Source organism: Bacillus sp. EKM208B (genome assembly GCF_011800725.1).
GTDB lineage: Bacteria > Bacillota > Bacilli > Bacillales > Bacillaceae > Bacillus > Bacillus velezensis.
The window spans coordinates 289,202-307,458 of sequence record NZ_JAANHO010000004.1; the positions used below are offsets into that span (position 1 = coordinate 289,202).

Genomic DNA, 18,257 nt, shown 5'->3' on the forward strand with positions numbered 1-18,257 from the left:
CCGGCTGACACCGGGCGCTTTCCCATTTATTATTTTTGATAATATTTTTCAACGATTTCCGCATTGCGCAGTGATAATGTCGGATATTTCGGATTGGCTCCGACATCTTTAGAAATGACGCGGGAACGTTCACACATCTGGCCTTCCGCTTTTTCTACGGTCATTTTTCCTGTTGTGAAACTTTGCGCGTTTTCAGGCGCTTCACTTTCGTCTTTTACTGTCAGTTCTGAGACGATAAACAGCTGCGCGATGTTTTCTTTAATGGATGACAAGAGGTCGCGGTTTTCTTTGTTCGGATACAAAGTCAGGCTCGCTTCCAATGATCTTCCGATAATTTTTTCGTTACGGGCTGTTTCCAAAGCTTTCAGCACGTCGTTTCGAAGCTCCATGAAGCGGTCGAACTTTTCTTCTGTCGCTTGACTGTCCGGAACAGCAATGGTTTCCGGCATATCTGTCAGCTGCACGCTTGCTTCTTCAACAAATGATAAGTGAGACCACATTTCATCCGCCGTATGCGGGAGAATCGGCGCCGTCAGCTTCACTAACGCCAGCAGCGTTTCATAAAAGACGGTCTGCATGCTGCGGCGGTCCGGATGATCCGCATGCTCGATGTACACAACATCTTTTGCAAAATCAAGATAGAAGGAGCTGAGCTCGATCGTACAGAAATTGTGAATGCTGTGATAAACCACCGCAAATTCATATTCATCGTACGCTTTTTTCACCTTATCAATCAGCTTATTCAGCTTGATCAGCATATATTGATCCACTTCGCGGAGATCTTTTACATCAACGGCATTGACACTTGGATTGAAATCGAACAGGTTGCCGTGAAGGAAGCGGAACGTGTTGCGGACTTTCCGGTATACTTCCGCAACCTGCTTCAGAATGGCGTCAGACACGCGAACGTCCGCCTGATAATCCACTGACGATACCCATAATCTTAAGATGTCGGCACCAAGCTGTTTCATGACTTTAGCCGGAACAACAACGTTACCGATTGATTTACTCATCTTGCGTCCTTCTCCATCCAGTGCGAACCCATGGCTGAGCACACCTTTATACGGCGCTTTTCCTGTTACGGCTACTGCTGTAGAAAGAGAAGAGTTAAACCAGCCGCGATATTGGTCAGATCCCTCTAGGTATAAATCAGCCGGGCGAACGAGGTCATCACGTTCTTCAAGCACTGCTTGATGTGAAGAGCCTGAATCAAACCAAACATCCATGATATCCTGTTCTTTTGTAAATGTGCCGTTCGGGCTGCCAGGATGCGTAAAGCCTTCCGGAAGAAGATCCTTTGCTTCTTTTTCAAACCAAATGTTTGATCCGTGCTGTCTGAACAACTCAGAAACATGTTCAATGGTTTCATCTGTAATAATCGGTTCTCCGTTTTCAGCGTAAAATACCGGAATCGGCACACCCCACGCACGCTGTCTGGAAATACACCAGTCTCCGCGGTCCCGAACCATGTTGTGCAAACGCTGCTCGCCCCATTCAGGAACCCATTTGGTTTCTTTAATGGCATCCAGCAGGTCTGATCTGAAATCTTTAATAGACGCAAACCATTGCGCTGTCGCTCTGAAAATGGTTGGTTTTTTTGTTCTCCAATCATGCGGATAAGAATGAGTAATGAATTCAAGCTTCACAAGTGCGCCTTTTTCATCGAGCTGCTGTGTGATCGCTTTGTTTGCATCATCATAGAACATGCCTTCAAACCCAGGGGCTTCGCTTGTCATTACACCTTTTTCATCGACTGGGCAAAGCACATCTAAACCGTATTTTTGGCCAATGATAAAGTCATCTTCCCCATGTCCTGGCGCTGTATGAACACAGCCTGTTCCGGCATCAGTTGTTACGTGTTCACCAAGCATAACGAGAGAGTCTCTGCCATATAGCGGGTGTTCAGCGATAATGTTCTCAAGGTCTTTTCCTTTGACCGTTCTTGTCACTTCATACTGATCAAATCCGCATGCTGATGCAACACTTTCGACTAAGGCACTTGCTACGACAAAGCGGTCTTCACCTACTGCAATCACGCTGTACTCAAGATCAGGGTGCACTGAGATTCCGAGGTTCGCCGGAATTGTCCAAGGCGTTGTTGTCCAAATGATGATGCGCTCGCCGTTTTCAAGAACGCCTTTTCCGTCTTTTACACCAAAAGCGACGTAAATAGATGCTGAACGTTTGTCTTGATATTCGATCTCGGCTTCAGCCAGAGCAGACTCACTTGAAGGTGACCAGTTAACCGGTTTAAGGCCTTTGTAAATGTAGCCTCGTTTTGCCATTTCACCAAATACGCGGATTTGCTGCGCTTCGTATTCCGGTTTTAATGTCACGTATGGGTTTTCCCAGTCACCGCGGACACCAAGACGTTTGAATTGCTCACGCTGTCCCTCGATTTGCTTCCAAGCGTACTCTTCGCATAGTTTGCGGAATTCCGCTACTGACATTTCTTTCCGGTTTACTTTTTTGTTTTTCGTCAGAGCTGTTTCAATCGGCAGTCCGTGCGTATCCCAGCCCGGCACGTACGGTGCGTTGTAGCCGCTCATTGATTTATAGCGGACGATGAAGTCTTTCAGGATTTTGTTCAGGGCATGGCCCATGTGGATGTCTCCGTTTGCATAAGGAGGTCCGTCATGCAGCACGAATTTCGGGCGGTCTTTCGTCCGTTCTTGAACAAGACGGTAAATGTCCTGCTCCTCCCAGTCTTTTTGCATGTCCGGCTCACGATTCGGCAGATTTCCGCGCATCGGAAAATCTGTTTTCGGCATTAACAGCGTATCTTTGTAATCCATTTCCATTCCTCCACAACATTTTTCAGAAAATAAAAAAAGCCCTCTCATCCCATAAGGGACGAGAAAGCTTATCTCGCGGTACCACCCTTTTAGAAAAAACGGATCATCCGTCTTTTCCTCTCGAACATCGTAACGTGATGGAACGTCCTATCCTACTCTCGGTTCAGAAAGGAAACTAAAGGGCTGATCTGCATGATTCCGGCCATCCCGGGCTTTCACCTTCCCCGGGTCGCTTTATAGCCTGTTTTGAGTCATGCCGGTCCCTTTCAATCGTCTTTTCATCTGAATTTATGAACGTATTATATTCGAACGGGCCGGAGAATGTCAAGAAAATCAGAAAATTATTCTTTTTCCTCAAAAACCGCGTCGACTTCGTATTCCAGCAGATGATCCCAATCATCGTTCTTCAGCAGGTCGAGCTGCGCCTCAATCAGCATTTGGAAACGCGTTCTGAAGACTTTAGACTGTTTTTTCAGCTCTTCAATTTCCATTGCGATTTTTCTTGATTTGGAAAGCGACTCATTGATGATGCGATCAGCATTTTTTTCTGCTTCACGGACGATCAGCTTCGCTTCTTTCTGCGAGTTGCGCTTTACGTCTTCTGCGGCTTCCTGAGCTACGAGAATTGATTTATTCAGCGTTTCTTCGATATTGGCAAAGTGGCCGATTTTTTCGTCCAGCTCGTTCACTTTCGCCTCAAGCTCCGTTTTTTTACGGAGTGCGATTTCGTAATCTTTTCTGACCTGCATTAAAAATTCATTTACTTCATCTTCATCATATCCGCGAAAACCTTTTGTAAACGTTTTGTTATGGATATCATTCGGCGTTAATGGCATATTGCCACCTCCATTTTTACATTTCAGTACGGTTATCTAGTTCACATTATAAAACAAATACGGCGCAGATGGAGAAAAAAACTGAAAAAACGACTCATTTTTGCCGTTCAAATGTAACTTTCCATTTGTCTTTTTTCGTTTTTCCGTCAACTTTTGCCAAACTGCATCGTCCGAAGCCGCGAATCGAGAGCATGTCCCCTTCAGCAACCTGATAAGACGGATCTTCAATGGCTTTCCAATTCACCTTAACGAGCCCGTTTTTCACAAGCGCCTGCGCTTTCTGACGGGATTGCCTGCTCATTGAAGCGCAGACGGCGTCGAGACGCAATGAAGAAACCGTGTCATCCCTTATTTCGACATCTGAAGCGGGAATGTGAAGAGCGGAAAGCTCGATTTTCTCAAGCTTTACCGGCGCTTTGCCCGCTTTGGTCAGCTGAGTGCTGACAAAATCGGCGATTTCACCAGAGACGATGAGCTGCACGGCTTCCTCTGAGAAAATCAGATCGCCGTATTTCTGCCGCTTTAAGCCGATCCCCATTAATGATCCGAGAAGAGAGCGGTGGTCAATGCTGACGAATTTTTCAGCGTATTGAACGTCAAAAGCCCGAAGCTCAAAATCATCCTGTTCAGGTTCCATATATTCAGGGTATAAAATCGCGCGTTTGCGCTCAGCTCTGTCATATCCTCCGAAAAACGCAAGACCGCAGGCGTCGCCGATAACGGCTTTTACAATCACCTGTTCTCTGGGATCTAAGAAATCAGTCAGCTTCATCCGATACTGGTCCAGGACAATCTGTTTCCATTCAAGCACCTGATCAATAAAAGGCCGCTCGTCTTGTCTGAAGTGCTGGTAAATATCGCTCATGTTCTTTCCTTTCTATGTAAAGAGGCTTGGCTGGTGCCAAGCCCGTATCAAACTGTCGCATTCAAGTATACATTGCGATCATGCGGTATAGGCCCCAAAGTCCCGTCGTGGCAAACCGAAGCACGATAATCGCTACAATCGGGGATATATCCAGCATGGCAATGGGCGGAATGATCCTTCTGAACGGCTCTAAATACGGTTCGCAAATCGCTGCGAGAAACCGTCCGACCGCCGTTTCTCTCGTACTCGGCACCCATGACATAAAGATATAGATGATCAGGGCAAACGAGTAGATGTAAATTAAATAACTCAGAACGGAAAAAATTTGATAAAGAATCATCCTGCTTTACCACCTCTGATGTTCGTCTTCATTTATAAGCTCCGAAATCGTGCCGGAAACGTCGACATTATCAGGCGTGCACAGAAAAATATCTGAACCGATTCTCTGAATGTCGCCGCCGATGGCGTAGACGGTACCGCTTAAAAAGTCGACGATTCTTTTCGCCTGATCATGCTGGATGCGCTGCAGATTGACGACAACCGCCCGCCTGTTCTTTAAATGATCGGCGATTTCCTGCGCTTCCGCATATACACGCGGTTCACTCAACACCACTTTAGAGGATTTCTGAACACTTTGCAAGCTTACTACGTTCTGCTTGCCCTGCGGCTTCTGAGCGTAAGCAGGCTGTTTATCTTTCTGCTGTTCATGCTCTTCCGGATGATCCTGCTCCGTTTCAATGTATTCGTACTCGTACTCCTCCTCATCCATTGAGAAAAAGTTTTTCAGTTTATTTTTCATGCTCATTTGTTTACACCCCCCGGTTCATTTCCGACTAATGAAGAGCCGATTCTGATAAAAGTTGCGCCCTCTTCAACAGCGATTTCATAGTCATTTGACATGCCCATTGACAGTTCCCGGCACGGTGCGTTTGTCTGATTCAGTTTTTGCACCTGATCCCTCAGATCACGCAATTGCCGGAAGCAGGCTCTGATCGTTTCTGTATCGTCTGTCAGGGGAGCCATCGTCATCAGGCCCTCTACAGAAATGTTTCTAAACTCAGAAAGCTCTCTGATAAAGGGGATGACCTCCTCTGTTTTCAAACCGTGCTTAGACGGCTCAAGCGAAGTATTCACCTGCACAAAACAGCGAACCGTATGCTGCGCCCGTTTTTCAATCTCTTTTGCCAATGACAGTCTGTCTAAGGAATGAATATAAGATACACGGTCAACGACGGCCTTCACCTTTCTGGACTGAAGACTGCCGATAAAGTGCCACTCCGGGCTGCCTTTGATGACTTCCTGCTTACGGATAAGCTCGGCATCCCGGTTTTCTCCCAGACTTGTAATACCGGCATCAACGGCCTCTTGAGCCCTTTCGGCTGATACGTATTTTGTAACCGCGATGACGGTAACATCTTCGGGGCTTCGGCCCGATCTGTTACATGCTTCGTTTATTCTTTCGTTTATATGTCGTAATTGATCAGCAACACGCAAGATCTTACGCCTCCTTCATTCCGATAAAGGACATCATGCGTCCCGTTTTCCCTTTGTCGCGGCGGTGTGAAAAGAATAGTTCACGCTCTCGTTCGGTGCATAAACCGCTGACTGAAATGTTTTCTTCCGGAATGCCGCAATGTATCAGAAGAAGACGGTTGACCTCTTTTAAATCAAGCTGATACTGGCCTTTTTCCGTTTCGCATATGGCGGATTCAGCCGTAAAAGGCAGCGCCCGCACTTCATTGATGACGCGGTCGTCGACTGTATAGCTTCCCGCGCTGATGGACGGACCGATGACAGCCTGAATATCTGTTAAACGGGAGCCTTCTTCGTTTACCCAGCGTTCCGTCATGATGCGTCCGATTTGTTTGACCGTCCCCTTCCATCCGGCATGGGCAGCGCCGATAATGGATTTCACCGGGTCATAAAAATACAAGGGCACACAGTCCGCAAAACAAAGGGCCAAAAAAAGATTCGCATCTTTCGTGTAGAGCCCGTCCGTCCCGCGGAATGCGGAAGAATAGTCTCTCGCTCCTTTTCCTTTATCCCCGGCTGTCACGCGCCGGACGCGGTTTTCATGTGTCTGGTCGGCGAACACCCAGGAATCCAGATCAGTACCGCATAAGGACGCTATGACTTCACGGTTTGTCACAACATCATGAGCTTCGTCCCGGACGTGCAATCCGGTATTTAATGACTCATACGGAGGATTGCTGACCCCGCCGTTTTTCGTCGTGAATCCGGCGATGACCTTTGTGTTAAGCTGATTCACACAGTTCCAGTCTTCTATCATGAGTGCCGAGGGGGTGGTAAGACTAAACGGGTGATATGTATTCATGGAGATCCAACCTTTCGACAAACATTAAAAAAGCGTAATTTCCCACTCATTTTAACACAATTTTAAGCATACGTTTAGCGGCTGATTGAAAAATGAGATAAATAAATGTGCCGGAAACATTGAGATTTCCGGCTTTTTACAAGTGAAGGGAGGATTACGCTCCCCCTTTTGGTTCATTTACACGCACTAAGATGACATCTTCCCCAATTTTAACTATATTTCGCCAAGGAATGATCATTTCCTCTTCTTTTCCGAAAAAACCGAGAACTTTTCCGCTGCCGCCTAAAATAATCGCCTGAATTTTCCCCGTTGTCACGTTAATATCAATATCACCGATGCTTCCGAGTTTTTTTCCGTTCGACACGTTTACCACATCTTTTATTTGAAATTCAGATATGCTGATCATCCGTATCACGCCCTTTGCCCGTTCTTTTTCCTATTATATGAACGGCCGGGCTGAACCTTGTCACATCGGGCAATCTTTTTTGCGGCTGCACCAGCCGAGGATAAATCTCAGCATGATTTTCGTATAGTCCATAAGCTCATCAACGGACACTTCCTCGTTTACGGAGTGGGCGTTTTTTAAATCGCCGGGGCCGTATATGACGCTCGGAATCCCGGCATGATAAAGCCACCCTCCGTCTGTTACGGTTTGGGAAACATCAATGACGGGCTCCTGTTTTTTGACGGCTGAGTGTGATGCAGCCAAGACAGAAACTGCCGGATGGTCCGGGTCGATTTTCAGCGCCGGGAACACCTCTCCTCTGTCTTCAATCATCGAAGATCCGCCCCATTTGAACACCGGCCTGTTTTCTTTGAGCCACAGATCACTGTCAGCGACACGATTAATATAGTCTTCGATTTCTGCGGCTGCTTGTTCGTGCGTTTCGTTCGGATAAAAGTGGACGGTGATCCATAAACGGCATTCATCGGCGACAAACGCTGCGTGTCTTCCGCCTTCAATGACGGCGGGGTTGATCGTATTGGTGCCGGGCGCAAAGCCGGGATAGCTTTTCGTTACCGCCCAGTGGCGCTCCAGCTCTCCCAAGGCAGCAATGATTTTCGCCATTTTTTCGATGGCGCTCGCTCCGAATGTGCCTCCGCCTGCATGAATCATATTGCGCCTCATGCCGTCATGAAATGTTTGTTTGCTTTTCAATTCTATCCAGCCGGTGATGACACCGCCCTGCCCTTGAATATGCAGGCTGCTCGTATCCGCGACAACCGCAAAATCCGCGTGATAGCCGCGTTTGCAGCATTCCAGCGTCCCCGCCTCACCGACTTCTTCTCCGATTACAGACTGTACAATGAGGTCGCCCGGAAGCTTAATGCCGGCATCATGGATCAGCTTCAGAGAGAAAAGAACACACGCCAATCCCCCTTTCATATCAGCGGCGCCCCTTCCGATCAGCATGCCGTCTTTTACGAGCGGCTGAAACGGGTCAGAGTGCCAGTCTTCGCCCCCGGCTTCTGCCACATCAATGTGTCCGTTTAAAATCAGGCTTTGATGCCTGCTTGAATCTGTCCCTTCTAAAACACCGACTACATTCGGGTCTTCCGGATACACATCCCACATATCGACCGAGCAGCCCGTTTCTTTTAAAAAGCCGGCCACCCACTTTTGGGCTTCTGCCGTATTTCTTGCTGGCGGGGCCGGAGTGGGAAAGGCTATCAGTCTTTCAGCAATATGTATGAAGTCGTGCCGCCGTTTCTCCGCCTGGTGTAACAGCATATCAATCTGATGCATTGGAAACCTCCCCTTTGGCTGTATCAAAAAACCCGTTCATTCATGAAATGAAACGGGTAAAAAACGGATCTTCCTCCGCTTTTTTCACCGCTTCCCTCCGCCGGCATGATCCGGATCAGGTCCGTTAAGGGTTGAGACAACGTCTCTCTCAGCCGCGTGGCAGCACCCCCAGGGTGAATTTATGTTATTTTACGGATGATGCCTCTTTTGCACGTGTTAAAAACGGGCGGCCATTGTTCCATAAGACATTGACAGGCATATCGAAAAACGCTGTAAGCCGCTCGTCAGAAAGCATGTCCCTGATTTTCCCGGAGGCGAACACCTCGCCCTGTTTTAAAAGAAGCGCCTGATCAAATACCGGCAGAATTTCTTCAGCGTGATGGGTGACATAAAGGATGGACGGCGCATTTTCTTTTTCGGCGATCGACGTAATCGTGTCCAGCAGCTGCTCCCTTGCCATAAAATCAAGACCCGTCACGGGTTCGTCCAAAATCAGCAGTTCCGGATCAGCCATAAGCGCCCGCGCAATCAGCGCTCTTTGTCTTTCCCCTTGTGATAATGTTTCATACCGTCTGTCGGCGTAACTGATGGCGCCCAAATCCTTCAGAAGACCGATCGCTTTTTCCCTTACTTGCTCACTCGGAGTTTCGTACAGCCCGATTGAGGCGTACGCGCCGCTGAGGGCGATTTCAAAAGCGGAGTCCGCGGCATATAATTTGTGCTGAAGACCTGCCGAAACAAGGCCGATTTTCCTTCTGAGCCTGTCACCGAGCTCTGTTTTGCCGAATTGATGGCCGAGCACCTGCATCTCTCCTGAAGTGGGGAAGTAATAAGAGCATAACATATTCAGCAAAGCCGTTTTCCCGGCTCCGTTTAATCCGTACAGCACCCAATTTTCGTTTTTCTCGACGCGCCAGTTGATATCTTTCAAAATCCATTTCCCGTTTCTTTTTAATGACACACTGTCCAGCTGTAAAATCATTGCAGTTTCCCCCGTTTACTTTATTAAATTTTCTAAAAACTTTTACACATTAGAATACATCACTTCTTTGCAAACGTAAACCATCGCATGAAAAAAGCCTTTAAACAAGGTTTAAAGGCTTTTTCCGTTATTGATGGATATTCTTATTCATTTGTTTAATGGCTGCCTTTTCAAGCCTTGAGACCTGAGCTTGGGATATGCCGATTTCTTCAGCGACTTCCATTTGGGTTTTCCCTTGGAAAAAGCGCTTTCGCAAAATCATTTTTTCCCGTTCGTTCAGTCTTCTCATGCCTTCTTTCAGAGCCAGCTCCTCAATCCATTGTGTATCCTTGTTGCGCTCATCGCTGATCTGGTCCATCACGTAAATCGGATCGCCGCCGTCATTATAAATCGGCTCAAACAGTGAAACCGGATCCTGGATGGCGTCAAGGGCAAACACAATTTCTTCATGGGGCACTTCAAGAACTTTGGCGATTTCCTCTGCTGTCGGCTCCCTGCTTGTCTCACTGATTAACCGCTCTCTTACTTGAAGCGCTTTATATGCGATATCGCGAAGCGACCTCGAGACGCGGATCGGATTATTATCCCGCAAATATCTGCGGATTTCTCCGATGATCATCGGTACAGCGTATGTTGAAAACTTAACATTATGGCTTAGGTCAAAATTATCAATGGATTTCATTAGTCCGATGCAGCCGACCTGAAATAAGTCATCAACATACTCTCCTCTGTTGTTAAACCTCTGAATGACGCTTAAGACAAGGCGCAGATTGCCGTTTACAAGCTTTTCCCTCGCTGAATCATCGCCCTCATCCTGTAATTGCCTAAACAGCTTTCTCATCTCTTCATTCTTGAGCACCGGTAATTTGGAGGTATCCACCCCGCAAATTTCGACTTTATTTCTTGACACGTTTTTCCCTCCCACTAGGAGCTGCTGTACAACGTTAAGTATCTCCTCGGGTGGGAAAAATATGCACCGCCATTTTACAGAAATAAACATCCGGCTGCGGCAATCCTTGCAGCAGTAAGGGCTGTCAGATGGAAAAAATTTTACACCATTTTGTTAAACTCTTTTCTCAGTCTTTTGATAATCCGCTTTTCGAGCCGGGAGATATAAGATTGTGAAATCCCCATCATGTCGGCTACATCTTTTTGTGTTTTTTCTTCTTCTCCGACAAGCCCGAAACGCAGTTCCATAATCTGCTTTTCTCTTTCGTTTAATTGCTCAAGCGCTTTTTTCAGAAGTTTTTTATCCACATTGGCTTCAATGTCTTTTGTAATAATATCATCATCTGTGCCGAGCACATCCGAAAGCAGCAGTTCGTTTCCGTCCCAATCAATATTCAGCGGTTCATCAAAGGACACCTCTGAACGGATTTTGTTGTTACGGCGCAAGTACATTAAAATTTCGTTTTCGATACATCGCGACGCATAGGTGGCGAGTTTGATTTTCTTTTCCGGATTAAAAGTGTTTACCGCTTTGATCAAACCGATGGTGCCGATGCTGATTAAGTCCTCGATATTGATGCCGGTGTTTTCGAATTTGCGGGCAATGTAAACGACAAGACGTAAGTTTCTCTCAATCAGGATGGCCCGCGCCGCCTGATCCCCGCTCGGCAGCTTTAATAAGAGCACCTGCTCCTCTTCTTTAGACAAAGGCGGCGGCAGCGCCTCGCTTCCTCCTATGTAATATACTTCATCGCTTTTCAGTCCGAGTTTCATCAGCCATTTATACCACAAATATGTCAGACGCAGCTTAAGTTTTTTCATCTTCCTCCCCCTTCTAAATACAATGCATTTTGAGTATGATGAATAACAGACTTTTCGTCAGGAAACATGTTTTACAGCCTTCCCTGTCAGCATCTTCGGATGAACGATTCCGTCAAATTCACCGTCCGCGGATAATGGTTTCGTGCTGATGCCGATCAGGCATTTTTCACAAGCGATCATTTCGTCTTTTGTTAAAATCGTGACGTAATCCGGCTTTAAACAGAGTAAAAATTGATTGTCCTGGCCGACGCCCCTGTACGGAATCAGCCTCAGCTTATCCGCATGGCGGAACGAATCATCAAGCTGCTCTATCACTTCAAGCGGACTGGCGGATTTGATGAGGTCCGTTTCCTTTTCGCTGAGAATCGGAGCGAATTTGTCAATGCAAAGGATCATGACCGGCGTTTTCGTCAGCGGATCATACAGCTGATTCCCGGAATCCACCAATCCTTTCGCGCGGATTGTCTGTCCGCTGAATTCCGCCTGCACCATGACAAGTTCATCGTACTGAATGGACTTCGTCTCGATGTCTTCAATTCTCTTTTTCGAAAAAAACCATATGGCCGGAAATCCGATAACTACAAACATCCAGCTGATCGGGTCGCCGAATCCGGTCTGGCTTGTGACCATTACGCCTTGCTGCACAATTGATTCTGTCTGCAGCAGGGAATGTACGCCGATCATTCCCCCGCCGACGAGAAAAGTCGCGAAATAAAAGGCGAACAAATTTTGAAAAAAGTATCGGAACCGTTTAAAGCCAAAAGCCGTAAGCACGATGACTACTGAAAACGCCATTTTTCCCGCCGGATGCTCCACAAAGGGAGAAACAGGCGTAAACATCAGAAGCACAATGGCTGACCCGATGAAACCGCCGGCGGCCACTCTTCTTTTTTTCACCTGGCGTTTTAAAATAAAGGCGGTCAATAAAAGCAAAAGAGAATCAAAACAAAAGTTCAACAGCCAAATGACATCCAGATAGATTTTCACATCTGACCCCTTTCCTCTTTTGTCTTACTTATCTGTTTCTCTCTCTTGTTTCATAAGTATAAAGCAAGCTCTGTGGGAAAGTCTGTCAATTAATGTTGAGGGTAAAGTACAATTTTTAAGGGATAACCGTTTTATTTGTCGAGGGCCGAAAGGGTTGATTTCCTATTGTCCCCTTCAACTAAAAAAGCGCTGCCGTGATTTGGCAGCGCTCTGTTTTTACTCATTGATATAAAGTTTTCCTTTAGCCGTCTGTCTCGTTTCATTTCCGTAGTCATCTCTTGCGATAACGTCAATTTTTGCTCCGCTTGCTTTGATGGAAGAAGTCGCCGTCCAGTAACCCTCATATCGTCCCGGAGAAATTTCTCTCAGCGGAAGCTCTGTTGCGTTTTGGCTCCCTGCCCGGGCGTTTGTCAGAGGCAGACGGATCACGAAGGAAGCGTCTAATTTCTTTCCGCTTGAAAAAGCGATTTTCACTGATTCTCCGGCTTTTAATTCCTTATCCGCTCCGGGAACCAATCCGGAAATGACGGGAGCATTGTAATTGACATCGATTACCGTCTTTTTCGTTGTTTTGTTACCCGCTTCATCTGAGGCCGTGACCTTGATCTCATTGCTGCCGTTTTCCAGAAGGGTTCTCGCTTGATAAGAACCGTTATTTACTTCAGCTTTTTTTCCGTTCACCTTTACCCATTTTAAATGGGCGTCGTGCACTTTTCCTTTTACAGTCACTGCTTCTTTATTTGTTTTATCACCGTTTGCCGGACTGTCAATCGTCACATCCGGCTTATCCTCATCCAGTATGACCGTGACAGGGCGTGACTCATCGGTTGACCCGCTGTCTGTCACAGATGCCGCTGTCAGCCGATTGGCATCTTTAGTGAGTGTGACATCAGCCTGGAAATTGCCGTCTGCATCTGCTTTCGTTTCTGCGGCGGTTTTACCGTTATTGGTAAGACGGACAGCGGTTTTTGGTGAAGCCGTTCCCTTCACCGTGATTGACTTCTTGTTTGTAAATGACTGATCTTCAGGCGAGGTTATCTCAGGCACAGAAGCTTCATAGTCGACCAAAGCCCTGATCATAAAGTTTCCGTCTGATTTATCGGCTTTTGACCAGCGGCCGTCGAGGTATTGCCAGTTTCTGTTCGAGTACGGACTGCCGTCATCAGATGACAGGGCAGGTGTATAAGGATCGGGTTTCGTCTGGCGGAACACAAGATAAAAATCCTTTCCGACCGCGATTCCTTTTGAGCTGAGATCCACTTTGGTCCATTCGCCGTTTCGAAGCGCTTCAGCTTGGAACGGGCCGGCAATTTTGCTGCCCGGAGCTCCATCAGGGCCGGATGCATCATATACTTCTGCTTGAAATTCGGTACCTCCCGGATCAGGCCAGTCGGCGCCCCAAAATTTAAAAAGGCCTCCCGTCAGCATACCGTGTTCTTTTCCGTCTTTAAGCGTCATCTTAACGGCAGATTTGCTGCCGGCTTTAAAATATGACAGCGCGGCTTCTTCCGTCCCGTTATCATAGGCAATTTCCCCTTCATAACCGACATACGGCTTAAGCTTGACGTTTTTTTCAGCATCTCCTTTGATGTCAACAGAAAATTCGCTATTGTAAAAGCCTTTTGCCGCTACTTTGATTGTGTAGGAGCCTTCGTACGCCTTAAGCGAATATTCCCCTTTATCGTTTGTCACCGCCGGTTCAATTGCGGCATCCTCAGCCACATAAAGCGCAGCCCCTTTTACCGGTTCGCCTGTTGACTGATTGGTGATGGTTCCTTTTAGCGTGCCGGACGGCATTTGCTCCAGTGTAAAGTCTGCCTGTGCGGTTTTGTCTGATTGAATAGAAACTTGTTTCGAAGCGGACTTAAATCCGTAAGCCTCGGCTTTCAGCGTATAGCTTCCCGCCTTATGTGACAGGCTGTAGCTTCCGCTTGCAGGGTCGGAATATACGGATTTCCCCGTCTCGGAGACACTGATTTGCGCTCTGAGCGGCAGGAGGTTTGTTTCACGTTTCACTCTTTTTCCGGGTGATTTCACTGCCGGTTTGGCCTGTTTCGGACTGACGGCTTTTTTCTTCAGGTGGCCGGGAGGTGTTTGTCTTTTGTGTTTATTTTTTTTGGCCGCCTTGCCGAGAGGGCTGCTTGAAAGCCGGACATCATCGATATACCATCCGTCTTCATTCAGTACTTCGTCTGACTGCATATTAAACATGAGCTTTATGTTTTGGCCTTTATACGCAGATAAATCAGCCTCTTCATCATTCCATCCTGCGGAGTCACCATTGTAAACGGCCGCCTGCTCCCAATTTGATTTTCCTTCCGGCAGAACGAACACATACCCGTAATCAAAAAATTCTTCGAGCTTGTGCCAGCTTTTAAATTGCAAAAACAGCCGTCCTGTTTCCGGAACTTGAATCGGAGGCATCACCAAATTCATGTTGGCTGAATCGGCATAAGGGCCGGACAGATTCGTCGCATACACTTTATCTCCGGAAAATGCGGTGCCGGGCCCTGAACCCGGGGTACCCCATTCCCATTGGTCATGTGTCCCGTAACTGGACCACCCCGCCGGCTGTGATTCAAAATCCTCTTTGTATCCCGCCGTAACGCTCGGTTTCACGTCAGCCCGGTACGTATCAGATTCTACAGAATGACCTCCGAAATCTTTTATGGTCCATTTATAACTTATCTTGCTTCCCGTTACATCCGGAATTTCCGCCTGGTATGTTCCCTTTTTTTCATCACCGCTTTTTTGAACGGCGGCTGTCGTTTTCCACTCTCCTTCATCAAACTGATAGGAAAGGATGACTTCAGTTACGCTTACATCGTCTTCTGCTGTAACCGTTAACGGAAGGTTTGCCCCTTTGTAAGCCACTGAGACCGGTTCATGATGAAAGCTGGGCGGATTGTGATCTTCGCCCGCAGAAGAGACCTTGCCTTCTACGCTTCCGATTCCGTCCGTTACGGCAGAAACGGCATCAAAAGCGTTAACGAGACCGTGGCCGTAACCGTTATTCGGTGATTCCGGAAAAACGGAATCTGTCAGCTTTTCCGCGGTGCGCGTCAAAACGTCTTCCATTTCATCGACCGTAATAGAGGCGTTTGCCTGCCTTAACAAAGCCGCCGTCGCCGCCACATGCGGCCCGGCCATTGAAGTTCCGTCCCAGCCGCCTTCGTATGTTCCTCCAGGAATCGAAGAACGGATATTCACTCCCGGAGCCGAAATGTCCGGTTTTGTTTCATGATACGGTGAGGGGCCTTGAAGTGAGAAATCAGCGAGTTTCTTGTCGATGTCAGTCGCACCTGTCGCAAATGCTTCAGGATAATTGGCCGGATTCGCGATTGAACCCGGTCCTCCCGGTGTAAATAAGTCTTCATTTCCCGCAGAGAATTCCGGAAAAATCCCTGCCGCTCTCCACGCATTCACCATATCGCGGTACCACTCGTCCATTCCCGAACCGCCTGCCCAGGAATTATTAACAACATCCGGCGCCATCTCGGGATGCGGCGTGCCGTTTTTATCTTTAGGCGCGAGCACCCATTCACCGGCATCCAAAATATCGGCATCGGTTCCTCCGTCATCTGAAAATGCTTTTACTGCGATCCATTTCGCCCCCGGAGCCACACCGATTTGATTTGAGCCGTCAGGTTCTGAACCCGTCATGGTCCCTGTTACATGAGTGCCGTGTTCAAGATCATCGTAGGGAGCGTCTTTATGGGACACGGCATCATACCAGTTCATTTCATGATTCGGCGCTGCGGGATTTGCAGGATCGTAACCCCGGTATTTTTCCTTAAGCGCCGGATGATCCCACTGAACTCCCGTATCAATGGAGGCGACAACCGTGCCGGTTCCGTCGTATCCTGAGGCCCAGGCCTGCGGCGCATCAATTTGGCTGATATTCCATTCGATGCCTTCCTTTGCTTTGATCTCTTTTTGTTTTTTCTTCATTTGAAAAGGAGCTATTGATTGTCGTTGAGTAAGCTGACGTTTTTCATTCGGAAGAACTTTTTCTACTTCAGGAAATGAGGCGGCTTTTTCCATTACCTCTTTCGAAGCAGTGACTGCCATTCCGTTGACAATATAATAGGAATGGATGTGATCAGCCTTGCCTTTCTTTTTTTGTTTTTCCAAATATGTTTTCAGATTCTGCTGCGCATCATGAGCCGCCAGTTTTAAAGAAGAAACGACGGCTGACCGCTTTTGATATTCGGTTTTTGCTGCGGAAAGCGATTGAGACTTGGCGTTTTTTTCTGCTTCTTTGACCGCTTTTTTCGTATTGGCTTTCTCTTTAAATTTGATAAGAAACGTGACTTTATCATTTTTTTCAAAACGCTTCTTGACTGAATCGGAAATCTTATGCTGAATGCTCTTAGAGGAAGAAAGATCTTTGGTGAAAGAAACTGCCCCCGGTGTGCTGTTCGCTCCGGCTGCACCCGGAAACAACAGTGAACTGACGACAATCGCGCTTAAAACGGAGCCTGTCCATCTGTTTCTCGTTTTTTTCTTCAATCGTATCCCCCCTTATTTGGTAACGCCCTATAAAATGTGTATCCCTCCTTCATAATTGGAATCGTTTGTCATTTTCGATGCTGTACGTTAAATGTAGACAATCTTCCATCCAGATATTGTCACATTCTGTAGAAAGCCGTATAAAACTAAAAAACAATCAATTCGTCATAGGTATAAAGTTTCTTTTTTCACTGTATAGATCATGGGGATAGGAAGGAAGACTGGCACAAAAAAGAAAAAGGACAAAACCATGTGGTCTTGTCCTTTTTTACATCAGCCGCGTTTGTTGCGGTTTCTTAAAAATGTAGGAATGTCGAGGGCATCATCCGCCGGCTGTGATGTATGGCGGTTCGCCGTGTTTTGATGCTGTGTTTCTTCTCGTTTCGGCTCACGTTTCGCAGCGTTTTGGCTTTGAGACTTCAATCCTTGGTTTAAAGTCGGGCGCTGCGGTTTTGAGTCATCTTTTTCCTGTTCGATAAAACCGGTCGCAATAACGGTGACGACGATTTCATCTTTCAGATTTTCATTGATAACTGAACCGAAAATCATGTTGACATCAGGGTCAGATGCAGAAGCGACGATGTCGGCTGCTTCCTGCACTTCGTAGAGGCTCAGGTTTGTACCTCCCGTAATGTTCATCAAAACACCTTGCGCTCCGTCGATTGCCGCTTCCAGTAACGGACTGGAGATCGCCTTTTTGGCGGCTTCAGCAGCACGGCTTTCGCCCGTAGCGATCCCGATACCCATCAATGCTGAACCTTTGTTGGACATGATGGTTTTGACATCGGCAAAGTCCAAGTTGATTAAACCAGGCGTTGCGATGAGGTCAGAGATACCTTGCACCCCTTGGCGAAGCACGTTATCAGCTTCACGGAATGCTTCAAGCATCGGTGTGTTTTTATCGACAATTTCAAGAATGCGGTCATTCGGAATAACGATCAGTGTGTCAACGGCTTCTTTCATTGCCGTGATACCGCCTGCAGCCTGCAGCTGGCGTTTTCTTCCTTCAAATGTAAACGGTCTTGTTACGACACCGACAGTCAAAGCGCCTAAGTCCTTTGCGATTTGCGCGATAACCGGTGCGGCTCCCGTTCCGGTACCGCCTCCCATTCCGGCTGTAACGAACACCATGTCAGCGCCTTTTAGCGCTTCTTCGATTTGTTCCTTACTTTCTTCAGCGGCTTTTTTGCCGACTTCCGGATTCGCACCCGCTCCGAGACCGCGGGTCAGCTTTTCCCCGATCTGCATTTTCACTTCCGCTTTTGACAGGTTAAGAGCTTGCGCGTCCGTGTTTACCGCAATGTACTCTACACCCTGTACTTCATTTTCAATCATTCGGTTGACCGCGTTATTACCGCCGCCTCCTACTCCGATTACTTTAATTGATGCTAAGCCGTCTATGTTTGTTTCGAAATCCAACATGCTAAA

The 18,257-nt window shown here is 47.2% G+C and carries 15 protein-coding genes and 1 riboswitch; all 15 genes read right to left on the bottom strand.

Annotation, left to right across the window (positions count from 1 at the left end; translation table 11 throughout):
• Nucleotides 1-29: 29 nt before the first annotated feature.
• Nucleotides 30-2,795, bottom strand: a complete 2,766-nt coding sequence (ileS, locus tag G9F75_RS09385; RefSeq protein ID WP_012117512.1) for an isoleucine--tRNA ligase — start codon at nt 2,793-2,795, stop codon at nt 30-32.
• Between the two features lie 341 nt (nt 2,796-3,136).
• Nucleotides 3,137-3,631: a septum site-determining protein DivIVA gene (gene divIVA, locus G9F75_RS09390; protein WP_003154406.1), complete on the bottom strand. Its 495-nt coding sequence runs from the start codon at nt 3,629-3,631 to the stop codon at nt 3,137-3,139.
• Nucleotides 3,632-3,725: 94 nt separating this feature from the next.
• Nucleotides 3,726-4,496, bottom strand: coding sequence for a YlmH family RNA-binding protein (locus tag G9F75_RS09395; protein WP_015388260.1), 771 nt, complete (start codon nt 4,494-4,496; stop codon nt 3,726-3,728).
• A 61-nt stretch (nt 4,497-4,557) separates the two neighbouring features.
• On the bottom strand, nt 4,558-4,836 hold the full coding sequence (locus tag G9F75_RS09400; RefSeq protein ID WP_003154408.1) for a YggT family protein: 279 nt from the start codon (nt 4,834-4,836) through the stop codon (nt 4,558-4,560).
• Nucleotides 4,837-4,842: 6 nt separating this feature from the next.
• On the bottom strand, nt 4,843-5,301 hold the full coding sequence (gene sepF / locus G9F75_RS09405) for a cell division protein SepF (protein ID WP_007409719.1): 459 nt from the start codon (nt 5,299-5,301) through the stop codon (nt 4,843-4,845).
• Nucleotides 5,298-5,990: a YggS family pyridoxal phosphate-dependent enzyme gene (locus G9F75_RS09410; RefSeq protein WP_021493712.1), complete on the bottom strand. Its 693-nt coding sequence runs from the start codon at nt 5,988-5,990 to the stop codon at nt 5,298-5,300. Before G9F75_RS09410 ends, sepF begins: the two co-directional genes overlap by 4 nt.
• A gap of 4 nt (nt 5,991-5,994) precedes the next feature.
• Nucleotides 5,995-6,831, bottom strand: a complete 837-nt coding sequence (gene pgeF / locus G9F75_RS09415) for a peptidoglycan editing factor PgeF (RefSeq protein ID WP_014304972.1) — start codon at nt 6,829-6,831, stop codon at nt 5,995-5,997.
• A gap of 154 nt (nt 6,832-6,985) precedes the next feature.
• Entirely contained in the window at nt 6,986-7,237 is a 252-nt protein-coding gene (locus G9F75_RS09420; protein ID WP_003154415.1) for a YlmC/YmxH family sporulation protein, read from the bottom strand.
• 60 nt (nt 7,238-7,297) lie between these two features.
• The gene (locus G9F75_RS09425) at nt 7,298-8,578 is read right to left on the bottom strand and encodes an acetylornithine deacetylase (protein ID WP_021493713.1); all 1,281 of its coding nucleotides are present in this window, start codon (nt 8,576-8,578) and stop codon (nt 7,298-7,300) included.
• A 75-nt stretch (nt 8,579-8,653) separates the two neighbouring features.
• A riboswitch (TPP riboswitch) is annotated at nt 8,654-8,758 on the bottom strand.
• A 4-nt stretch (nt 8,759-8,762) separates the two neighbouring features.
• Nucleotides 8,763-9,560 (bottom strand): ABC transporter ATP-binding protein, encoded by a 798-nt coding sequence (locus tag G9F75_RS09430; RefSeq protein WP_021493715.1) that lies wholly within the window; start codon nt 9,558-9,560, stop codon nt 8,763-8,765.
• A gap of 127 nt (nt 9,561-9,687) precedes the next feature.
• Nucleotides 9,688-10,470, bottom strand: coding sequence for an RNA polymerase sporulation sigma factor SigG (gene sigG / locus G9F75_RS09435; protein ID WP_003154420.1), 783 nt, complete (start codon nt 10,468-10,470; stop codon nt 9,688-9,690).
• A 140-nt stretch (nt 10,471-10,610) separates the two neighbouring features.
• Complete coding sequence (gene sigE, locus G9F75_RS09440; protein WP_007409714.1) at nt 10,611-11,330, bottom strand: RNA polymerase sporulation sigma factor SigE; 720 nt, start codon at nt 11,328-11,330, stop codon at nt 10,611-10,613.
• A 57-nt stretch (nt 11,331-11,387) separates the two neighbouring features.
• Complete coding sequence (gene spoIIGA, locus G9F75_RS09445; protein ID WP_014417723.1) at nt 11,388-12,317, bottom strand: sigma-E processing peptidase SpoIIGA; 930 nt, start codon at nt 12,315-12,317, stop codon at nt 11,388-11,390.
• Nucleotides 12,318-12,533: 216 nt separating this feature from the next.
• A complete protein-coding gene (locus tag G9F75_RS09450; RefSeq protein WP_021493716.1) occupies nt 12,534-16,829 on the bottom strand; it encodes a S8 family peptidase in 4,296 nt (1,431 codons plus the stop codon).
• Between the two features lie 273 nt (nt 16,830-17,102).
• The gene (ftsZ, locus tag G9F75_RS09455) at nt 17,103-18,251 is read right to left on the bottom strand and encodes a cell division protein FtsZ (protein ID WP_014417721.1); all 1,149 of its coding nucleotides are present in this window, start codon (nt 18,249-18,251) and stop codon (nt 17,103-17,105) included.
• Nucleotides 18,252-18,257: the final 6 nt, after the last annotated feature.